The following is a 20,859-nucleotide window of genomic DNA, read 5'->3' as shown; positions in this document are numbered from 1 at the left end:
GCCTATCGCGCGCATTCGATCCGCGTCATCATCGGGCAACGCCAGACTTCAGGGGATTTCGATGCGGTATTTGTTGCGTTCGACGGCGGCGATTGCGCTGGCGCTGGCTAGCGGCGCGTACGCACAGGATGCGGCACCTGCCGCGGCACTCAAGGGCACCGTCGCGCAGAACGGACTGATGCGTGTGAATATCGATGTGGCTGGCGGTCGGGTGCTGGTGACGCTGCCGCCGCCTGCCGCCGATGGCGTTTCGGGGCGCTATCTCTACACCCCGGTGATGCGCACCGGCATGGGGGCTGCGCCCACCTCACTGGATCGAGGACGGATCGGCAATACGCAGATGCTGGTGTTCCGGCGCATCGGCAAGAAAGTTGCCATCGAGTTCGAGAATCCGCGCTTTCGCTCGCCGAACAACCCGGGCGCACGTTCGCCCGATTTTGCGACGTCGGTCGCGTGGATGGGCGATGTCGCAGCGACGCTGGCCGATGGGTCGGTCGTGATCGACATCGCGCCGTTTCTGGCGACCGACGTGCTGGGGATTGCCCGCGCGCTGGGGCAGGAGGACGACAGTTTTGGCGTCGGGACCGGGCCGCAGGGGGCAGGGCGCGGGTTCAAGATCGAGCCTGGCCTGTCCGCGGTCGATCCGGCGTCGGCCAGGATGTTTCCGCGCAATTTCGAGATCGATGCGGTCCAGACATTCTCGTCCGAACGGCCGGGGGACGAAGTGCAGAATATCGCCCCCGATCCGCGCCGCGTAACGCTGAGCGTGCATCACAGCTTCATCGCGCTGCCGGAGCCGGGATTCGTGCCCCGTATTTTCGACACGCGCGTCGGCGGATTCGCCACGCAGACGGTCGATTACGGATCGCCGCTGGGCGAGGATGTCGTGCGCGATTTCGCCAACCGGCACCGGCTGGAAAAGGTCGATCCGACGGCGGCGCGGTCGCGGGTGAAGGTGCCGATCGTCTATTATATCGACCGGGCCGCGCCCGAGCCGGTGCGCACCGCGCTGGTCGAGGGTGTCGGCTGGTGGGCGAAGGCATTCGAGGCGGCGGGCTATATCGATGCGTTCCAGGCGCGCGTGCTGCCGGACGGCGCGGACCCCGCCGACGCGCGGTACAACATGGTTCACTGGGTCGATCGCGCGACGCGCGGCTGGGCCTATGGCCAACAGGTTGTGGATCCGCGCACGGGCGAGATCGTGCGCGGCATGGTCGTGCTGGGGTCCGAACGGATGCGGCAGGACATCCAGATCTATCAGGGGCTGGTCGGCACCGCGACGACGGGCAAGGGCGGACCGAACGATCCGGCACAGGTGGCGCTCGCGCGAATGCGGCAACTGGCGGCGCATGAGGTAGGGCATTCGATCGGCTTCGCGCATAATTTCGCGGCGAGCACACAGGATCGCGCATCGGTGATGGACTATCCCGCGCCGCGCGTCGGGCTGGTCGATGGCAAGCCCGATCTGTCCGATGCCTATGGAGTCGGGCTGGGCGCGTGGGACGTGGCGACGGTCGATTGGCTGTACGGCGATGGGGGAGCGAGTCCCGATGCCAAGGCGGCGGCGATGGTCGCGGCGGGGTGGCGCTATACGCAGGACGACAATGCCCGCCGCGCGGATACGGCGCAGCCCTGGGCCGGGCTGTGGGATGATGGCGCGGATGCGGTGGTCGAGCTGGACCGGATGATGACGGTGCGGCGGGCCGCGATCGACCGGTTCGGGCTGGCTAATCTGGCGCCCGGCGAGCCCGTCGCCAATCTGCGGCGGCGGTTCGTGCCGATCTATCTGCTCCATCGCTATCAGATGATCGCGGCGGCAAAAGCGATCGGCGGGGTCGATTTCACTTATGCCGTTGCGGGTGGCGGGCGTGAAGTGTCACCCCCGGTCGCGGCGACGGCGCAGCGCGCGGCGATCGCGGCGGTCTTGCGGACGATATCGCCTGAGGCGTTAGGTCTGCCAGTGGCACTGCCGCCTTTATTGTCGGCTCCGCGCAATGGAACCGGTAATCGTCAGTTTGATATCGAGATTTTCGAGACGGCGGGCGGGCCGGTATTCGATCCGCTGGCGGCGGCGGATTCAGCGGCGGCGCTGGTGCTGGACACATTGCTGGCATCGAAACGGCTGGCGCGGCTGGAGTTGCAGCATGCCGCCGACCCGACGATGCCCGGCGTTTTGGAGCTGCTCGATGCGATCGAGGCGCGGGCGGTGACGGCGCGGGGCGATGCGTTGTCGCGGCGGATCGCATGGCGGGCGATCGTGGCGATGGCGCAGGCGGCGCGGCGAACCGGGACGTCGCCCGAGGCGGCGGCGTTGCTGGGCGACCGGGTGCACCATATCGCGCAGGCGTTGGGCCGCACGAAGGGCGACGCCGATGAACGCGCGTGGGCGGCACAGCTTTCGCGTCAGCTGTTGGACCCCGAGGCGCTGGAGAAGCTGATCGCCGAACGTCCGCGTGCCCCGAATGTGCCGCCGGGCGATCCGATCGGCGGCGATACCGACTGGATGGGGCCGCCGGGACGGTAAGCTCAGGCGGGCGTCTGCTCGAACTGCTCGATCACCCATTCCTCCTCCTGTGCGCCGGCGATCCAGTCCTGCATGAAGGGGTGTTGCAGCACCGCATTCATATAGGCGGGGGCGAAGCGGGCCACGGGGAGCGAGTAGGTGACAAGGCGCGTCACGACGGGCGCGAACATCACGTCCGCCGCGCCGAATTCGCCGAACAGGAACTCGCCGCCACCGCCATAGCGGGCGCGCGCCTGTGCCCATAATTCCATGATCCGCTGAATATCGTGCATGACGTCGTCGTCGGGGGCCTTGGGCGGGTAGACCTGACGGATGTTCATGCTGTGCTTGCGGCGCAGCGCCGCGAACCCGGAATGCATCTCGGCGGCCATCGATCGGGCCATGGCGCGCGCGGCGGTGTCGGTCGGCCAGAATTTGTCGCCGCCGGACTTCTCGTTGAGATATTCGACGATGGCGAGGCTGTCCCACACTACGGCGTCGCCATCCCACAGGATCGGGACTTTCCCAGAAGAGGGTGCGAACTCTTCGCCTTCGCGTCGCTGATCCCAGTCCTGGTCGTAGAGCGGCACGACCACCTCCTCGAACGGGAGACCCGACAGCTTGCAGGCGAGCCAGCCGCGCATGGACCAGGAGGAATAGGCTTTGTTGCCGATGATGAGTTTGAGCATGGGCGCGGGGATAGCGGTGCGACGGGGCGGGGGCAACCGCCGCCGAATCGCTTGCGATCCGTCCATGTTCACGACAACATCGCCGGATAAGGGGCTGGGAGAACACAGGAATGCGGCGTTTTTGGGGGCCGGGGCTGTCGCTGTTGTGGTTGGCGACGAGCGGCGCGGCATCGCCGCAAACCGGCACGGCACCCGTTCCCGGCGTCGCGCCACTGCCGGTCGAGGTGTTTGCCGAAGTTCCGCAGCTGGAAGATCCGGACCTGTCGCCCGATGGCGCGCGTATCGCCGCCAAGGTTGCCATACGTGGCAAGCAGTATTTCGCTGTGATGACCGTGGCCGATCCGGAGGGGATGCCCAAGCTGTTGAACCCGGGCGAAGCGGATCTCAACTGGTGGCGCTGGGTCAATGACGAGTGGCTGGTGGTCGGCATCGGCCAGAATGTGCCGGTTGCAGGGGAGACCTGGTACGCCACCCGCGCGTTGGGTTTCCATCCCGCCAGTGGCAAGATCATTCGGCTTGCCACGCGTGAGGTGGCGCAAAAGGGCGACGACGTGATCTGGACCGCGCGGGATGGATCGGCGCGGGTGATGCTGGCCTATCAGACGTCAGTTTATCCCAGCGACGTCGGGTTCTGGCCGCAGGTCGACGAAATCGACCTGACGACGGGAAAGCGGCGGATGATCGCAGTCAGCCGTCCGGGCGTGATGGAATGGTATGCCGATGGTGCCGGCACCGTGCGCATGGGTATCGGGATGAGCGAGGACGGACGCTCACGGCGGTTGCTTTATCGTGACCGGAACAATGTGATGTTCCGAACGATCGACAAGGCGCGGCGCGGCGACGACAAGCTGACCGTCCCCGCGCTGTTCCTGCGCGATGCCGGCAAGGCGCTGGTGATCGATGATGACGAGGGCGGTTATTCTGCACTGTACGAACTCGATCTGGCGACGCTGGAGCGCGGCAAGCAGCTGTTCGCCAGCAAGGGTTACGACATTGCGGGCATCCGCAGCGACGCCAGCGGTTTTGGCGTGACCGGCGTCCATGTGAACGAGAACCGGCCGGAAATCCGCTGGCTCGATCCCGACATGGTGGCGATGCAAACGACGGTGTCGGGACTGGTCAAGGGGGCGCAGGCGCGGATCGTGTCGGTCAGCCGGGATCGGTCAAGCGCGATCGTCCTGATCGGTGGAGCCGACGCCCCGGGGGCCTATTTCCTGTACGGGCGGGCCGACAATTCGATGATCCGCATCGCGGGCAATAACAGCGTGATCGGGATGAAGCGGATGCACCCGGTGCGCACGATCCGCTACAAGGCGCGCGACGGCCTGGAGATCGCGGCGGTGCTGACCGTTCCGGGCGGCAAGATGCGCAAGCCCGGCAAGCTGCCGCTGATCGTGATGCCGCACGGCGGCCCGTTCGCGCGCGACACCGAAAGCTGGGACTGGTGGCCGCAATTCCTGGCCGATCGCGGCTATGCGGTGATCCAGCCCAATTATCGCGGCTCGTCAGGCTATGGCACCGGCTTCGCCAAGAAGGGCAAGGGGCAATGGGGTCTCGCCATGCAGGACGATCTGGACGATGCAGTTACGGCGCTGGCGCAGCAGGGGCTCGCCGACCCGGCGCGGGTATGCATGATCGGCGCGTCATACGGCGGCTATGCGGCGATTCGAGCGGCGCAGCGTGACGGCAAGAAATACCGGTGCGCAGTATCCTTTGCCGGCGTGTCGGACCTCAACCGAATGATGAAACATTCGAGCAATTTCCTGTTCGCGGGCGCGCGGTCCGACTGGCTGCGCGCGCAGGCACCCGATTTGAAAGGTGTGTCGCCGCTCAATTTTCCGGGTGAGTTCTCGATTCCGCTGCTGCTGGTGCATGGCGAGCAGGACCGCGTGGTGCCGCCGGTGCAGTCGAAATTGCTGGCGCAACGGCTGAAGAGCGCGGGCAAGGACGTGACCTATATCGTCCAGCCCCAAGCCGACCATCATTTCAGCCGGAGCGAGGACCGGCTGGAGTTTCTGAAGGCGATGGAGGCGTTTCTGGCGAAGCATAACCCCGCCTGACGCGGCGATTCAGACGCTGACCGCCTCGATCACTGCGGCACGCAGTTCGGCGATGCCGTCGCCCTTTTCGCTGGACGTCGTCAGGATGTCGGGATGCGCGGCGGGGCGCTTGCGGACTTCGGCCTCGGTCGCGGCGGCCACTTCGGCGAGTTCGGGCAACTTGATCTTGTCCGCCTTGGTCAGGACGATGCGATAGCTGACCGCGGCCCCGTCGAGCATTTCCATGATCTCACGGTCGACGTCCTTGATACCGTGGCGCGAATCGATCAGCACCAGCACGCGCTTCAGCACGTCGCGGCCGCGCAGGAAATCGTTGATGAGGAACCGCCATTTCTTGACGATGTCCTTGGGTGCCTTGGCAAAACCGTAACCCGGCATGTCGACCAGGCGAAAACGCAGCGGCTCCCCGACATCGAAGAAGTTCAGCTCCTGCGTCCGCCCCGGCGTGTTCGACGTCCGGGCAAGGCTGTTGCGGCCGGTCAGCGCGTTGAGCAGTGACGACTTGCCGACGTTCGACCGACCCGCAAACGCCACCTCCGGCACCGACGCATCCGGAATATATTGGAGCGTCGGCGCGGATTTCAGAAAGGCAATGGGGCCGGCAAAGGTTTTCCGCGCGGCCTCGATCGCTTCGGGATCGAAATCGCTCACTTCTTGGGCGGCTTCGCGCTGGTCGTGCCTGTCGCGGGCACCGGTTCCTTCAGCGCCGGGTGGCGGCTGTAGAGCCATTTCTGCTGCGCGATGGTGAGCAGGTTCGAGGTGATCCAGTAGAGCTGGAGACCCGCGGCGAACGGCGCCATCACGAACATCAGCACCCATGGCATGATCGAGAAGATCTGCTTCTGCATCTCGTCCATCGGAGCGGGGTTCAGCTTGAACTGCGCCCACATCGATACGCCGAGCAGGATCGGGAGCACGCCGATCGCCAGGAACGCGGGCGGGTTGAAGTCGAGCAGGCCGAACAGGTTGAGCACGTGCAGCGGATCGGGTGACGACAGATCCTTCAGCCACAATGCGAACGGCTGATGCCGCATCTCGATCGACAGCATCAGCACCTTGTACAGCGCGTAGAGGATCGGAATCTGGAGCAGGGTGGGAAGGCAGCCCGCGAGCGGATTGACCTTCTCGTCCTTGTACAGCTTCATCACTTCCTGCTGCTGGCGCGGCTTGTCGTCCTTGTAGCGTTCCTGCAGCGCCTTCATCTTGGGCTGAAGCGCGCGCATCGATGCCATCGACGCGAACTGTTTCTGCGCGATTGGGAACAGCAACAGGCGCACCGTCAGCGTCAGCGCGATGATCGCGACGCCGAAATTGCCGATCATGCGGAACAGCCAGTTGAGATAGTGGAAGATCGGCTTCTCGAAGACCTCGAACCAGCCCCAGTCGATCGACTTGCCGAACTGGTGGATTCCGCCCTGCTCCTCATAATTGTCGAGCAGATTGATGTCCTTGGCACCCGCGAAGAAGCGCGTGGTCTGTGTCATCATCTGGCCCGGTCCGACCTGCCGCGCCGATGTCGGCTCGAACTGCGCCTGGGTCGCGCCATTGGCGGCGGGACGGAAGCTGAGCGCGGACGGCATGCCCTGATCGGGTACCAAAGCGGTCAGCCAGTAAATGTCGGTATAGCCGAGCCAGCCACCCTTCGCATCAAAGCGCTTGGCACCCTCGCCGGTCACGGTGTCGTAATTGACGCTGTAATCGACCTTGCCGTCATAGGATGCGACTGGCCCCGCGTGGATCGTCCAGGTGTCGTGATCCTTGCCCGGGCCATAGCGGTAGAGATAGCCGTAACCGGCGGCGCTGATCGGCTGCTGGCCGAAATTGGCGACGCGCTGGCGGATCGTGAACATATAACCGTCGTCGATCGACAGATCGATGACGAAGCGCTGGCTGCCGTTGCTGGCGGTCAGCGTAACCGGGGTGGTGGGGGTCAGGCGCGTGCCGCTCGCCTTCCACACCGTGTCGGCGGGGGGCGCCGTGATGCCGTTGCCCGACCAGCCGAAGCCCGCGAAATAGGCGTCGCGCGTGCCCGAAGGGGAGAGCAGGCGAATGGGGTCGCTGTCGGGCTTGATCGTTTCCTTGTGCTTGACCAGCACCAGGTCGTCGATGCGCGCGCCTTTCAGGTTGATCGAGCCACGCACGGTCGGCGTCTCAATCTGGACGCGCGGCGATTCGGACAGGACCAGCTTGCGGTCGCGGATCGCGGCGGGGCTGTCGGCGGTGGGGTCCGCACCGGGGTTCGGCACGACCTTGGTCTCGCCACCCTTGATCTCGGTGACCGTGGGACTGGCGGTCGGGAACAGCCAGCCGGTGACCATCGGCCACCCGAACAGCAGCGCCGCGGCAAGCACGGCGAACAGCAGGAAATTCTTCTGGTCGTCTTTCACGTCAGTCCCCGGTTCAGACAATTGGGGTTCAGGAAATCAGGGCACGGGATCATAGCCATGCCCACCCCACGGATGGCAGCGAAGGATACGCCGAAGCGCAAGCCATCCACCTTTGAGCGCCCCATAGCGGGAGAGCGCCTCGATTGCATAGGCCGAACAGCTGGGCGCATAGCGACAGCTGGGCGGCAGGATGCGCGACGGGCCAAGCTGCCAGCCGCGCGCGATGAGGATGAGGGCGCGGGCGATCACCGTTTGAGCTTACTCAATGCGTTGGTGAGGTCGGCCTTGAGCATTGCGTAATCGCGCTCGATACCCGAATTGCGGCCGATCAGGACATGGTCGGCACCGGCGATACCCTCGACCGGCAAAATCGCGCGGGCCAGCTCGCGGAAGCGGCGCTTCATGCGGTTGCGCACGACGGCGTTGCCGACCTTCTTGGAAACGGTGATGCCGATTCGCATCGTTGCGTCGTCATCGCCGCGCGCGCGAACGAGCAGCACGAAACCCGGCATGGGCGCGCGCTTTCCGGCGTTGGCGGCGAGGTAATCCTTGCGCTGCGTCAGACGCGCAAGAGCGCCTTCGTTCAGGCGCTCAGCTTGTTGCGACCGCGGGCGCGGCGGGCGCGGATGATGTTGCGGCCGCCGGGGGTCGCCATGCGCGTGCGGAAGCCATGCCGGCGCGCTCGCACCAGGTTGCTCGGCTGAAAAGTCCGCTTCATCGGTCATTCCCTGAATTCTAGAACGTAAAAGGGCCGCCACATGGGCGACCGCGTGATGGGGGCCGTTAGCCAAAGTCGCCGCCCAAGTCAATTCGTGGCGAGCTGTTTGGCGCGTTCGCGGCGTCGTTTCGCGCTGGCGCGGACGAGAATGCGGTCAATGAACGCGCCGACTCGCGGCCAGCGCGCTTTGATCCGCACGAAGCGGCTTCGTGCCCAGGCGGAATTGCGCAGGATCAGGATGGTGCCAGCCGCCGCCAGCATCGTGCCGCCGGGGCCGGGCAGGGGGGACGCGATCGGTGCGGCGATCAGCAGCAAAATGCCTGCCGTCAGGAGCGCAATTCGGACAACGGGATTGGGTCGGCGTCGCATTCGTTCGATTTGGGAAGCGTGTGTTGGCCATACAAGAAGCGGCTTTGGTCCAAAACGCGCTTCCGCCTTTTCAAACACATGCTAGGCTGCGAACAAAGGGGGAAACATGGTCGCGAGCGTGTCGACGGTGGCGTATCTGGGGCTGGAAGCGCGCGCGGTGGAGGTGCAGTGCAACCTTGTCCCCGGCCTGCCCAAATTCATGATCGTGGGCCTACCCGACAAGGCGGTGGGCGAAAGCCGTGAGCGCGTGCGTGCGGCGATGGCCGCGATCGGCCTGGCCATGCCGCCCAAGCACATCGTACTGAACCTGTCCCCAGCGGATCTGCCCAAGGAGGGGTCGCATTTCGATCTGCCGATTGCGCTGGCGTTGCTCGCGGCGATGGGTGTGACCGATGCCGAGGCGCTGGCGGACTATGTGGTGGTGGGGGAGCTGGCGCTGGATGGTCGCATCGCGTCGTCGCCCGGCGTGCTGCTCGCCGCGCTGCATGCTGCGGGTGAGGGCAAAGGACTGATCTGTCCCGCCGCCCAGGGTGCGGAGGCCGCGTGGGCAGGGACGACCGGCGTGGTGGCCGCACCCGACCTGATCGGGCTGCTCAATCACCTGAAGGGCCAGCAATTGCTGGGTGCGCCCGAACCGGGCGAGGTCGAAGCGCCCGCGTTCGGCCCGGATTTGCGTCAGGTGAAGGGTCAGGAAGTGGCGAAGCGCGCGCTGGAGATCGCGGCGGCTGGCGGACATAATCTGCTGATGGTCGGACCGCCCGGTGCCGGCAAGTCGCTGCTGGCGAGTTGCTTGCCCGGCATCCTGCCGCCGCTGGATGCGAGCGAGGCGCTGGAGGTGTCGATGGTTGCGAGCGTTTCCGGCACACTGGAGGGTGGACGGCTGACCCGCGCGCGGCCGTTTCGTTCCCCGCATCATTCGGCGTCGATGGCGGCGCTGACCGGGGGCGGGCTGAAGGTGAAGCCGGGTGAAGTCAGTCTGGCGCATCTGGGCGTGCTGTTCCTCGACGAATTGCCGGAGTTTCAGCGCGCCGTGCTCGATTCGCTGCGTCAGCCGCTGGAGGCTGGCGTGGTCAGCGTGGCGCGGGCGAATGCGCATGTGACGTTCCCAGCGCGGGTGCAGCTGGTTGCGGCGATGAACCCGTGTCGCTGCGGTCATCTGGGTGACCCGGCGTTGGCGTGCGCACGAGCGCCCAAATGTGCGGCGGATTATCAGGCGAAGGTGTCGGGGCCGCTGCTCGACCGCATCGACCTGCATGTCGAAGTGCAGCCGGTCACCGCCGCCGATCTGGTGCTGCCCCCGCCCGCAGAGGGATCGGCGGAGGTAGCGGCGCGCGTGGCGGCGGCGCGGGCGGTGCAAGCGGCGCGCTATGCCGATGTGGGCGCGCGGACGAACGCCGAGGCGGATGGGCCGGTGCTGGACGCGAGCGCGACGCCGGACGAGGCGGGGCGGAAATTGCTGGCACAGGCGGCAGAGGCGATGCGCATGTCGGCACGCGGCTATACGCGTGTGTTGCGTGTCGCACGGACGATTGCCGATTTGGCGGGGGCCGAGTCGGTGGGGCGGATTCACGTGGCAGAGGCGCTGAGTTACCGGCGACAGGCACCGCGTAGCTAGGGCATAATAGCTTCAGCTTGAACCAACCCCGTCACCCTGGGTTTGACCCAAGGGTGCCGCTTCTGGCGACCGCTCGAAGAAGCGGCACCCCGGGCCAAGCCCTGGGTGCCGGGAAAATCAGTATGATGCCATCATACCATAAGGATCAATCGGCACGAAAAAGCCGCCGCTCGGTATCCCGGACGGCGGCTTTTTCTTTGTCAGCGTGAGCGACTGATGAAAGCTTACTCGCTCTCGTTCAGATACTCACCGGCAGCTGCATCGCTGCCGTCGCCGGAGACTTCGACCTTCTCCAGCGCGTCGCTGGTGGCCATCGCCTCGACCGGATCCTGTGCCAGTTCGGCGGCACGTTCCTCAGCGGCCGAGTTTGGCGCGATGAGGACTTCCTGCAGACGACGCTGCTGGACGCGCAGCGCGGCATCACGGCTGGAGGCGGCAACGCGCATCCGGTTCATGCCCGCGCCGGTACCGGCGGGGATGAGACGGCCGACGATGACGTTTTCCTTCAGACCGATCAGGGTATCTTGCTTACCCTGAACAGCAGCTTCCGTCAGAACACGCGTCGTCTCCTGGAACGACGCCGCCGAGATGAAGCTGCGAGTCTGCAGCGACGCCTTGGTGATGCCGAGCAGGATCGGCTTGCCCTGTGCCGGGGTCTGACCCTTTTCGAGCTTGGCGTTGGTCTCGTCCATCTCGTCACGATCCACCTGTTCGCCTGCGAGCAGGGTGGTGTCGCCGGCGTCGGTGATCTCGACCTTTTGCAGCATCTGACGAACGATCGTCTCGATGTGCTTGTCGTTGATCTTCACGCCCTGGAGTCGATAGACTTCCTGGATTTCCGACACGAGATATTCCGCCAGTGGCTCGATGCCGAGCACTTCCAGAATGTCGTGCGGATCCGGCGAACCGCCGATCAGGTTCTCGCCACGCTTGACGTAGTCGCCTTCCTGAACGTCGATCACCTTCGACTTCGGCACCAGATATTCCACGACCTCGCTGCCGTCATCCGGCTGGATGCCGATCTTGCGCTTCGCCTTGTAATCCTTGCCGAACACGACGCGGCCGGAAACCTTGGCGATGATCGCGTTTTCCTTCGGCTTGCGCGCCTCGAAGAGTTCGGCGACGCGCGGCAGACCACCGGTAATGTCGCGGGTCTTGGCGGATTCGCGTGCGACACGGGCGACGACGTCGCCGCCCTGAACGGTCGCACCGTCCTCCACCGACAGCACTGCACCCGGCGAGAGCATGTAACGCGCACTTTCACCCGAAGCATCGTCGAGCAGAGTCAGGCGGGGACGAAGATCTTCCTTCTTCGCCGCAGCACCCCGGTTCTCGATGACGACGCGCTGGGTGATGCCCGTCGCTTCGTCGGCCTGTTCGGTCAGCGTCTTGCCGTCGATCAGGTCCTGATACTTCACGACGCCGCCGGTCTCGGTGATCAGCGGCATGGTAAAGGGATCCCATTCCGCCATACGGTCGCCCTTGGTCACGACATGGCCGTCGTCGAACAGGATGTACGCACCGTAAGGAATGCGATGCACCGCCAGCTCGCGCCCATCCATGTCGAGGATCGCCAGCTCGCCCGAGCGTGCCAGCACGACGCGGCGGCCACGCTGATCGACGATTACACGCAGATCACGGAACTCGACCTTGCCGTCCACCGGGGCTTCAAGGTTCGAGGTTTCGTTGAGCTGCGCCGCACCACCGATGTGGAAGGTACGCATGGTCAGCTGCGTGCCCGGCTCACCGATCGACTGGGCGGCGATGACGCCGACCGCTTCGCCGATGTTGACGGGCGTACCGCGGGCGAGATCGCGCCCATAGCATTTGGCGCAGACGCCGATCTTGGCTTCGCAGACCAGCGGCGAGCGGATTTTCATCCCCTGGATGCCGATCTCCTCGATCCGGGTAATCATTGCTTCGTCGAGCAACGTGCCGATCGGGAAGGCGACCTCACCAGTCTTTGGATCGGTGATATCCTCAGCCGTGGTGCGGCCCAGGATACGCTCGCCCAGCGAGGCGATGACGGTACCGCCCTGAACGATCGCCTTCATTTCCAGCGCGCGTTCGGTGCCGCAATCCAGCTCCATGACGACGCAATCCTGCGACACATCGACCAGACGGCGGGTGAGATAACCCGAGTTCGCCGTCTTTAGCGCCGTATCCGCGAGACCCTTGCGGGCGCCGTGGGTGGAGTTGAAATACTCAAGGACGGTCAGGCCTTCCTTGAAGTTCGAGATGATCGGCGTCTCGATGATCTCGCCCGACGGCTTGGCCATCAGGCCGCGCATACCGGCCAGCTGCTTGATCTGTGCCTGCGAGCCACGCGCACCGGAGTGCGCCATCATGTAGATCGAGTTGATGTCGGCTTCACGACCGTTCGGCAGCTTCTTGACCGAGCGAATCTCGTCCATCATCGCCGTCGCCACCTGATCGCCGCAACGGCTCCAGGCGTCGATCACCTTGTTGTACTTCTCCTGCTGCGTGATCAGGCCGTCCTGATATTGCTGCTCGAAGTCCTTAACGAGTGCCTTGGTCTCATCGACCAGAGGTACCTTCGCGTCGGGGATGATCATGTCGTCCTTGCCGAACGAAATGCCCGCCTTGAACGCGTGCTGGAAGCCGAGCGTCATGATGCCGTCGGCGAACAGCACGGTCTCCTTCTGACCGGTGTGACGATAGACCTCGTCGATCACGTCGCCGACGTCTTTCTTGGTCAGCAGGCGGTTGATCGTCTCATAGGGAACGCGGTGCGACTGCGGCAATTTCTCGCCCAGCAGCATGCGGCCCGGCGTGGTTTCGACGCGCTTGAAATACTCGTTACCGTCGGCATCGACCTGCTTCACGCGGGTCGTGATCTTGGTGTGGAGCGTGACCGCCTTGGCTTCGAGCGCCTGATGCACTTCGGCCATATCGCCGATAATCATGCCCTCGCCCGGCTCGCCTTCCTTGAGCATCGACAGATAATAGAGTCCCAGCACCATGTCTTGCGACGGCACGATGATCGGCTTGCCGTTCGCGGGCGACAGGATGTTGTTGGTCGACATCATCAGCACGCGCGCTTCCAGCTGGGCTTCGAGGCTCAGCGGGACGTGAACGGCCATCTGATCACCGTCGAAATCGGCGTTGAAGGCCGAGCAAACGAGCGGGTGAAGCTGAATCGCCTTGCCCTCGATCAGCACCGGCTCGAACGCTTGGATGCCGAGGCGGTGGAGCGTCGGCGCGCGGTTCAGCAGGACGGGATGCTCGCGGATGACTTCATCCAGAATGTCCCAGACTTCCTTGCGTTCCTTCTCGACCCACTTCTTCGCCTGCTTGAGCGTCATGCTCAGGCCCTTGGCGTCGAGGCGCGCGTAGATGAACGGCTTGAACAGCTCGAGTGCCATCTTCTTGGGCAGGCCGCACTGATGCAGCTTCAATTCCGGCCCGGTCACGATGACCGAACGACCCGAATAATCGACTCGCTTGCCCAGAAGGTTCTGGCGGAAGCGGCCCTGTTTGCCCTTGAGCATGTCGGAGAGCGACTTCAGCGGACGCTTGTTGGCGCCGGTGATCGTGCGACCGCGGCGACCGTTGTCGAACAGCGCGTCGACGGCTTCCTGCAACATGCGCTTCTCGTTGCGGACGATGATGTCCGGCGCGCGCAGTTCCATCAGCCGCTTCAGGCGGTTGTTGCGGTTGATCACGCGGCGATACAGATCGTTCAGATCCGACGTTGCGAAACGGCCACCGTCCAGCGGCACCAGCGGGCGCAGTTCGGGCGGAATGACCGGCACGACGTCGAGGATCATCCACTCCGGGCGGTTGCCCGAATCGATGAAGCTCTCGACGACCTTCAGCCGCTTGATGATCTTCTTTGGCTTCAGCTCGGACTTGGTGACTGCCAGTTCGTCGAGCAGCTCCTTGCGCTCGCCCTCCAGGTCGAGGTCCATGAGCATGATCTTGACCGCTTCCGCGCCGATGCCGGCGGAGAAGGCGTCTTCGCCATACTGGTCCTGCGCGTCGAGCAGTTCGTCCTCGGTGAGGAGCTGGAACTTCTCAAGCGGGGTCAGGCCCGGCTCTGTCACGATGTACGATTCGAAATACAGCACGCGCTCAAGCTGCTTGAGCTGCATGTCGAGCAACAGGCCGATGCGCGACGGCAGCGACTTCAGGAACCAGATGTGCGCGACGGGGGCGGCGAGTTCGATATGGCCCATCCGCTCACGGCGGACCTTCGAGACGGTAACCTCGACGCCGCACTTCTCGCAGACGATGCCCTTGTACTTCATGCGCTTGTACTTGCCGCACAGGCATTCGTAATCCTTGATCGGACCGAAGATGCGCGCGCAGAACAGGCCGTCACGCTCGGGCTTGAACGTGCGATAGTTGATGGTTTCCGGCTTCTTGATCTCGCCGAAGCTCCACGAGCGGATACGGTCCGGGGACGCGATACCGATCTGGATCTGGTCGAAGGTCTCCGGCTTTGCCACCGGGTTTGCGAAGTTGGTCAGTTCGTTCATTCTCAATTCCTCGCTTGGAGGGAAATTTCTTCGGTCGAGCAATTCAGTGGTTGGCGGTGGGACTCGAACCCACACCCTGTTTCCAGCGTCCGGTTGTGACCGGTGGGTCTACCAATTCCCCTACGCCAACACTGATTTACTCCGCCGCGATCTGGACGCCGTCGGTGTCGAAGCCCGGTTCGTCGTTCTTGAGTTCGACGTTGAGGCCCAGCGAGCGCATTTCCTTGACGAGCACGTTGAAGCTCTCCGGAATGCCGGCCTCGAACGTGTCGTCACCCTTGACGATCGCCTCATAGACCTTGGTCCGCCCGATCACGTCATCGGACTTCACCGTCAGCATTTCCTGCAAGGTATAGGCCGCGCCATAGGCCTGGAGTGCCCAGACCTCCATCTCGCCAAAGCGCTGTCCGCCGAACTGCGCCTTGCCACCCAGCGGCTGCTGCGTGACGAGCGAGTAGGGACCGATCGACCGTGCGTGAATCTTGTCGTCCACAAGGTGATGCAGCTTCAGCATATAGATGATGCCCACTGTGACCTTGCGGTCGAACGTGTCGCCGGTGCGCCCGTCGAACAGCACCGACTGACCCGACGAGTCGAGACCCGCCAGTTGCAGCATGTCGGTCACGTCGCTTTCGCGTGCGCCGTCGAACACAGGTGTACCCATCGGGACGCCGGTGCGGATGTTGTGAACCAGCTCGGACAACTGCTCGCCACTGCGTGCTTCGATGTCCGCTGCGTAATGGCCGCCATAGATCTCCTTGAGGCGATCCTTGACCACAGCCGGGACTTCGCCCGCCTGTGCGTCCGGATTGGCTTCACGCCAGTCCTCAAGCTGAGCCGCGACCTGCATGCCAAGGCTGCGTGCAGCCCAGCCCAGATGCGTCTCGAAAATCTGTCCGACGTTCATGCGCGAAGGCACGCCCAGCGGGTTCAGCACGATATCGACCGGGGTTCCGTCCTCCAGGAACGGCATGTCCTCGGCTGGCAGGATGCGCGAGATCACACCCTTGTTACCGTGGCGGCCGGCCATCTTGTCGCCCGGCTGCAGCTTGCGCTTCACCGCGACGAACACTTTGACCATCTTCAGCACGCCCGGGGGCAGCTCATCACCGCGCTCAAGCTTTTCGCGGCGATCGTCGAACTTGTCCTTGATGCGCTTCACGGCCTCGTCATACTGGCCCTTCACCGCTTCCAGATTGCCCTGCATGGTGTCGTCCGCCACGGCGAACTTCCACCATTCGTGACGATCGACGCTGTCGAGCAGGTCGTCGTCGATGACGGCACCCTTTTTCAGCCCCTTTGGCGTCGCAGTCGCGGTCTGGCCGAGCAGCATTTCCTTCAGACGCGACCAGGTCGCGCGGTTCAGGATGTTGCGCTCGTCGTCGCTATCCTTCTTCAGGCGCTCGATTTCCTCGCGCTCGATCGCCATCGCGCGCTCGTCCTTGTCGATGCCGTGGCGATTGAACACGCGCACTTCGACGACGGTGCCGGCGACGCCCGGTGGCAGACGCAGCGACGTATCGCGCACGTCCGAGGCCTTTTCACCGAAGATGGCGCGGAGGAGCTTCTCCTCCGGCGTCATCGGCGATTCACCCTTTGGCGTGATCTTGCCGGCGAGGATATCGCCCGGCTCGACCTCGGCACCAATGTACACGATGCCCGCTTCGTCGAGGTTGCGGAGCGCTTCCTCACCGACGTTCGGGATGTCGCGGGTGATGTCCTCTGGCCCCAGCTTGGTATCGCGCGCCATGACTTCGAATTCCTCGATATGGATCGAGGTGAAGACGTCGTCCTTGACGATACGCTCACTGATGAGGATCGAATCCTCATAATTGTAGCCGTTCCAGGGCATGAACGCGACGAGCGCGTTGCGACCCAGTGCCAGCTCACCGAACTCGGTCGACGGGCCGTCGGCGATGATGTCGCCGGCATTGACCACTTCGCCGACCTTCACCAGCGGACGCTGGTTGATGCAGGTGTTCTGGTTCGAGCGCTGGAACTTCATCAGCGTGTAGATGTCCACGCCGCTGGCGGTCGCATCCACGTCACCCGTGGCGCGAATGACGATACGCGAAGCATCGACCTGATCGACGATACCCGCACGACGCGCGCCGATGGCGGCGCCGGAGTCACGGGCGACCGTTTCCTCCATGCCGGTGCCAACGAACGGCGCCTCGGCCCGGACGAGTGGAACCGCCTGACGCTGCATGTTCGAGCCCATCAGCGCGCGGTTGGCGTCATCGTTTTCCAGGAATGGAATGAGCGATGCGGCGACCGAGACGAGCTGCTTTGGCGAAACGTCCATCAGCGTGATCTGATCGGGCAGCGCCATCAGGAATTCGCCCGCCTGACGCGACGACACCAGCTCCTCGGTAAAGCGGTTTTCACCGTCGAGTTCGGCGGAAGCCTGCGCGATCGTGTGCTTCGCTTCTTCCATCGCCGACAGATAGACGACGTCGTTCGTCACCTTGCCGTCGATGATCTTGCGATACGGCGTCTCGATGAAGCCATATTTGTTGACGCGCGAGAAGCTGGCGAGCGAGTTGATGAGTCCGATGTTCGGGCCTTCCGGCGTTTCGATCGGGCAGATGCGGCCATAATGCGTCGGGTGAACGTCGCGGACTTCAAAGCCTGCGCGCTCACGCGTCAGACCGCCCGGTCCAAGCGCCGACACGCGACGCTTGTGGGTGACTTCGGACAGCGGGTTGGTCTGATCCATGAACTGCGACAGCTGCGACGAGCCGAAGAATTCGCGCACCGCGGCAACCGCGGGCTTGGCGTTGATGAGGTCGTTCGGCATCACCGTCGACACGTCGACCGACGACATGCGCTCCTTAACGGCACGCTCCATGCGGAGCAGACCGACGCGATACTGGTTCTCCAGCAGCTCGCCGACCGAACGCACGCGACGGTTGCCAAGGTTGTCGATGTCGTCGACTTCGCCCTTGCCGTCCTTCAGGTCGACCAGCGTCTTGATGACGGCCAGCAGATCCTCGGTGCGCAGTGTCGTCACCGTATCCTCGGCATCGAGGTCGAGACGCATATTGAGCTTGACGCGGCCCACGGCCGACAGGTCGTAGCGCTCCGGATCGAAGAACAGACCGCCGAACAGCGACTCCGCCGTCTCAAGCGTTGGCGGCTCACCGGGACGCATGACGCGATAGATGTCGCTCAGCGCCTGCTCGCGCTCTTCGGCCTTGTCGACCTTGAGCGTGTTGCGAATCCACGGACCGGTCGAGATATGATCGATGTCGAGCAGCTCGATCCGATCGATCCCGGCCTTGTCGAGGAGTTCCAGATTCTCGGCGGTGACTTCGTCGCCAGCCTCAATGTAAATTTCGCCCGTCTTCTCGTTGATGAGATCATAGGCCGAGTAGCGGTTGTAGATTTCCTCGGTCGGGATCAGCAGCGTCTCGAGACCGTCCTTGCCAGCCTTGTTGGCGGCACGCGGGCTGATCTTCTGCGCCGCCGGGAACACCACTTCGCCGGTCTTGGCGTCGATGATGTCGAACGACGGCTTCGCGCCGCGCCAATTCTCGGGCGCGAACGGAATCTGCCAACCACCCTGACCGCGGACGAAGGTCACGCGGTTGTAGAAGTGGTTGAGAATGTCCTCGCTGTTCAGGCCGAGGGCATAGAGCAATGTCGTGACCGGCAGCTTGCGCTTGCGGTCGATACGGACGTTGACGATGTCCTTCGCGTCGAACTCGAAATCGAGCCACGAACCGCGATACGGGATCACGCGGGCGGCGAAGAGATACTTGCCGCTGGCGTGGGTCTTGCCGCGATCATGGTCGAACAGCACGCCCGGCGACCGGTGCATCTGCGACACGATCACACGCTCTGTGCCGTTGATGAAGAAAGTGCCGTTGCCCGTCATCAGGGGCATGTCGCCCATATAGACATCCTGCTCCTTGATATCGAGGACCGAGCGGGCATCGGTATCGGGATCGACCTCGAACACGATCAGGCGAAGGGTAACGCGCATCGGCGCCGCATAGGTGATGCCACGCTGGCGGCATTCCTCGACGTCGAACTTGGGATGCTCCAGTTCGTAGGTGACGAAATCGAGTTCGGCAGTGCCGGCGAAATCGCGGATCGGGAACACGCTGCGCAGCGTCTTCTCGAGCCCCGAAACATAGCCGATCGACGGGTCCGAACGCAGGAACTGTTCGTAGCTCTCGCGCTGAACCTCGATCAGGTTCGGCATCTGTACCACTTCGTGGATGTCGCCGAACACTTTGCGGATGCGGCGCTTTGCGGTGCCGCCCGAGCTGGCGCGCGAAACGCCTGCGTCAATTGCCTTGGTCGCCATGTAGGTTTTTCGCCTTCTCAGCCTGAAATCCGTCCCGGTATCCGCCGGGGCAGGCACGCGAACAGACGCAAAAGGGCCGAACGCCAGCCACCGGATGTCCGGGGAAAGCCTCAGCCTCTCAAGCGTCTATGAACTCCAATCGACCTATTCGTTCGATGCGCTGCGCGACGGCGTATCATTTCCCGATCGTCTGGAATGCGGCGGATATAGGGGCGGGGGTGCGGCCTGTCAAACGGGCAGCGTTCGATCTTGCGGCGGACCAGCGGATCGTCTAGCAGCGCCGTTCGCGTGCCCCTGTGGTGAAATTGGTAGACGCGTTCGACTCAAAATCGAATTCCGAAAGGAGTGCTGGTTCGATTCCGGCCAGGGGCACCAAAGAATAGATCAGGGCCGGCGAGGCGACTCGCCGGCCCTGTTTGGTTTCACGCAACCGCCGGACGGCGGGCGTAATAGCCGAAGCCAGCGATGATCGCGTAGCAGATGGCCGGGAGCGTGAAGGCAAGCGCGAGACTGCCCGTGGCGTCGGCCAGCGCGCCGGTGGCGAGCGGGATGACCGCGCCGCCGAAGATGGCAACGTTGATGATCCCCGATCCGTCCGCCGCGCGACTGCCCAGCTTTTCGGAAGCGAGGCTGAAGATGGTGGGGAACATGATCGAGTTCATCAGGCCGATCGCCAGTAGCGAATAGGCAGCGGTCGTGCCGCTGGTGTTCGAGGAGATCACGATCAAGGCGATCGCACCCGCCGCAACGAAGGCCAAGAGCTTGCCGGGACTAATGACGCGCATCAGCGCCGATCCGATAAACCGCCCGACCATCGCGCCGCCCCAATAAAGGGCGATCATCCAGCCGACGACCGATTCAGGCTGACCCAATACGCGGTCGAGCGCGAGATAATTGATGATGAGCGAGCCAATCGACACTTCCGCGCCGACATAGAGGAAGATGCACAGCGCGCCGAAGCCGAAGCGCGGGCGCTTGACCAGATCGAACCCGGCAAACCCTTGGCTCGCCTCGTGCCGCTCGCCCTTTAGGCGGTTGCGGAACAGCCATACTGCAATTGCGACCACCGCCAGCGCGGCAGCGATGCCGAGATAGCCGTTGACGATCGCCTGACTCTCTGCGGTGCGATAGGCTTCCAGCGCGGCACCCGACAGATCCTTGGCCTCGATCCCGGCGATGCTGCCGAGGATCAGTGCAGCCCCGACCAACGGAAAGACCGTGGTGCCGAGCGAGTTGAACGCCTGCGCAAAGGTCAGGCGGCTATGCGCGGTTTCGGGCTTGCCGAGTAGCGAGATCAGTGGGTTGGCAACGACCTGAACGATCACCACACCGCTCGCCAGCACGAACAATGCTGCGAGGAAGAGACCATAGGTCGCGGTCTGCGCGGCGGGAATGAAGAGCAGGCAGCCAAGGATCATCGTCACCAAACCGGCGACCGCGCCGCGCATATAGCCGAGCTTCTTGACCAGCTTCGCGCCGGGAATGCCAATGACCAGATAAGCCGTGAAGAAGCAGAACTGGATCAGCATCGCCTGGGTATAGTTGAGCGTGAACAGCTCTTTCAGTTTCGGGATCAGTACGTCGTTCAGCGACGTGATGCCGCCGAAGATGAAAAACAGCGCAAAGACGAAAACCTGAAGGTCGGGGGCGTTGACGCCCTGTGTGCCCGCTTCGCCGCCAGTTGGGGCGGTCGAGTTCATT

The 20,859-nt window shown here is 63.8% G+C and carries 13 protein-coding genes and 2 tRNA genes; 4 read left to right on the top strand and 11 right to left on the bottom strand.

What is annotated here, in order from left to right:
* Positions 1–61 precede the first annotated feature (61 nt).
* Complete coding sequence (locus U1702_RS08090; RefSeq protein ID WP_332723503.1) at positions 62–2,524, top strand: zinc-dependent metalloprotease; 2,463 nt, start codon at positions 62–64, stop codon at positions 2,522–2,524.
* A 2-nt stretch (positions 2,525–2,526) separates the two neighbouring features.
* Here the strand turns inward: U1702_RS08090 and U1702_RS08085 are convergent, their stop codons facing one another.
* Positions 2,527–3,192 (bottom strand): glutathione S-transferase, encoded by a 666-nt coding sequence (locus tag U1702_RS08085; protein WP_332723502.1) that lies wholly within the window; start codon positions 3,190–3,192, stop codon positions 2,527–2,529.
* 110 nt (positions 3,193–3,302) lie between these two features.
* Between U1702_RS08085 and U1702_RS08080 the strand changes: the two genes are divergently transcribed.
* Positions 3,303–5,252, top strand: a complete 1,950-nt coding sequence (locus U1702_RS08080) for an alpha/beta hydrolase family protein (RefSeq protein ID WP_332723501.1) — start codon at positions 3,303–3,305, stop codon at positions 5,250–5,252.
* 9 nt (positions 5,253–5,261) lie between these two features.
* Here the strand turns inward: U1702_RS08080 and yihA are convergent, their stop codons facing one another.
* The 6 genes from yihA to U1702_RS08050 all read right to left on the bottom strand — a co-directional run bounded on the left by yihA (position 5,262) and on the right by U1702_RS08050 (position 8,726).
* Entirely contained in the window at positions 5,262–5,903 is a 642-nt protein-coding gene (yihA, locus tag U1702_RS08075) for a ribosome biogenesis GTP-binding protein YihA/YsxC (RefSeq protein ID WP_332723500.1), read from the bottom strand.
* The gene (yidC, locus tag U1702_RS08070) at positions 5,900–7,639 is read right to left on the bottom strand and encodes a membrane protein insertase YidC (RefSeq protein ID WP_332723499.1); all 1,740 of its coding nucleotides are present in this window, start codon (positions 7,637–7,639) and stop codon (positions 5,900–5,902) included. Before yidC ends, yihA begins: the two co-directional genes overlap by 4 nt.
* 36 nt (positions 7,640–7,675) lie before the next feature.
* The gene (yidD, locus tag U1702_RS08065; protein WP_332723498.1) at positions 7,676–7,888 is read right to left on the bottom strand and encodes a membrane protein insertion efficiency factor YidD; all 213 of its coding nucleotides are present in this window, start codon (positions 7,886–7,888) and stop codon (positions 7,676–7,678) included.
* The gene (gene rnpA / locus U1702_RS08060; RefSeq protein ID WP_443026811.1) at positions 7,885–8,151 is read right to left on the bottom strand and encodes a ribonuclease P protein component; all 267 of its coding nucleotides are present in this window, start codon (positions 8,149–8,151) and stop codon (positions 7,885–7,887) included. Before rnpA ends, yidD begins: the two co-directional genes overlap by 4 nt.
* Positions 8,152–8,222: 71 nt before the next feature.
* Positions 8,223–8,357 carry a 50S ribosomal protein L34 gene (gene rpmH, locus U1702_RS08055; protein WP_332724648.1) on the bottom strand — a complete coding sequence of 45 codons (135 nt, stop codon included), beginning with the start codon at positions 8,355–8,357 and terminating at the stop codon, positions 8,223–8,225.
* An 87-nt stretch (positions 8,358–8,444) separates the two neighbouring features.
* A complete protein-coding gene (locus U1702_RS08050; RefSeq protein WP_332723497.1) occupies positions 8,445–8,726 on the bottom strand; it encodes a hypothetical protein in 282 nt (93 codons plus the stop codon).
* 106 nt (positions 8,727–8,832) lie between these two features.
* On the opposite strand from U1702_RS08050, the gene U1702_RS08045 reads away from it, so the two are divergent.
* The gene (locus tag U1702_RS08045) at positions 8,833–10,341 is read left to right on the top strand and encodes a YifB family Mg chelatase-like AAA ATPase (RefSeq protein ID WP_332723496.1); all 1,509 of its coding nucleotides are present in this window, start codon (positions 8,833–8,835) and stop codon (positions 10,339–10,341) included.
* A gap of 224 nt (positions 10,342–10,565) precedes the next feature.
* Here U1702_RS08045 and rpoC read toward each other — a convergent pair whose 3' ends face one another.
* From rpoC to rpoB, 3 genes are all read right to left on the bottom strand, one after another.
* The gene (gene rpoC / locus U1702_RS08040) at positions 10,566–14,843 is read right to left on the bottom strand and encodes a DNA-directed RNA polymerase subunit beta' (protein WP_332723495.1); all 4,278 of its coding nucleotides are present in this window, start codon (positions 14,841–14,843) and stop codon (positions 10,566–10,568) included.
* Between the two features lie 48 nt (positions 14,844–14,891).
* Positions 14,892–14,973, bottom strand: a tRNA-OTHER gene (locus U1702_RS08035).
* A gap of 6 nt (positions 14,974–14,979) precedes the next feature.
* Positions 14,980–19,158 carry a DNA-directed RNA polymerase subunit beta gene (gene rpoB / locus U1702_RS08030; protein ID WP_332723494.1) on the bottom strand — a complete coding sequence of 1,393 codons (4,179 nt, stop codon included), beginning with the start codon at positions 19,156–19,158 and terminating at the stop codon, positions 14,980–14,982.
* A gap of 290 nt (positions 19,159–19,448) precedes the next feature.
* On the opposite strand from rpoB, the gene U1702_RS08025 reads away from it, so the two are divergent.
* Positions 19,449–19,533: transfer RNA gene (locus tag U1702_RS08025), tRNA-Leu, on the top strand.
* A 47-nt stretch (positions 19,534–19,580) separates the two neighbouring features.
* Here U1702_RS08025 and U1702_RS08020 read toward each other — a convergent pair.
* Positions 19,581–20,858 (bottom strand): sugar MFS transporter, encoded by a 1,278-nt coding sequence (locus U1702_RS08020; protein ID WP_332724646.1) that lies wholly within the window; start codon positions 20,856–20,858, stop codon positions 19,581–19,583.
* Position 20,859: the final 1 nt, after the last annotated feature.

Source organism: Sphingomonas sp. LT1P40 (assembly GCF_036663835.1).
In the GTDB taxonomy this organism is placed as follows: domain Bacteria; phylum Pseudomonadota; class Alphaproteobacteria; order Sphingomonadales; family Sphingomonadaceae; genus Sphingomonas.
Note: the sequence above shows the minus strand (reverse complement) of the source record. Positions and strands in the feature narration are given on the sequence as shown.

What these genes read in the sequence shown, in the direction of transcription:
- U1702_RS08050 (WP_332723497.1), bottom strand. Translation starts at nt 8,726, where the DNA reads ATGCGACGCCGACCCAATCCCGTTGTCCGAATTGCGCTCCTGACGGCA.
- rpoB (WP_332723494.1), bottom strand. Translation starts at nt 19,158, where the DNA reads ATGGCGACCAAGGCAATTGACGCAGGCGTTTCGCGCGCCAGCTCGGGC.
- rnpA (WP_443026811.1), bottom strand. Translation starts at nt 8,151, where the DNA reads ATGCCGGGTTTCGTGCTGCTCGTTCGCGCGCGCGGCGATGACGACGCA.
- U1702_RS08080 (WP_332723501.1), top strand. Translation starts at nt 3,303, where the DNA reads ATGCGGCGTTTTTGGGGGCCGGGGCTGTCGCTGTTGTGGTTGGCGACG.
- rpmH (WP_332724648.1), bottom strand. Translation starts at nt 8,357, where the DNA reads ATGAAGCGGACTTTTCAGCCGAGCAACCTGGTGCGAGCGCGCCGGCAT.
- U1702_RS08045 (WP_332723496.1), top strand. Translation starts at nt 8,833, where the DNA reads ATGGTCGCGAGCGTGTCGACGGTGGCGTATCTGGGGCTGGAAGCGCGC.
- U1702_RS08020 (WP_332724646.1), bottom strand. Translation starts at nt 20,858, where the DNA reads ATGAACTCGACCGCCCCAACTGGCGGCGAAGCGGGCACACAGGGCGTC.
- U1702_RS08090 (WP_332723503.1), top strand. Translation starts at nt 62, where the DNA reads ATGCGGTATTTGTTGCGTTCGACGGCGGCGATTGCGCTGGCGCTGGCT.
- U1702_RS08085 (WP_332723502.1), bottom strand. Translation starts at nt 3,192, where the DNA reads ATGCTCAAACTCATCATCGGCAACAAAGCCTATTCCTCCTGGTCCATG.
- rpoC (WP_332723495.1), bottom strand. Translation starts at nt 14,843, where the DNA reads ATGAACGAACTGACCAACTTCGCAAACCCGGTGGCAAAGCCGGAGACC.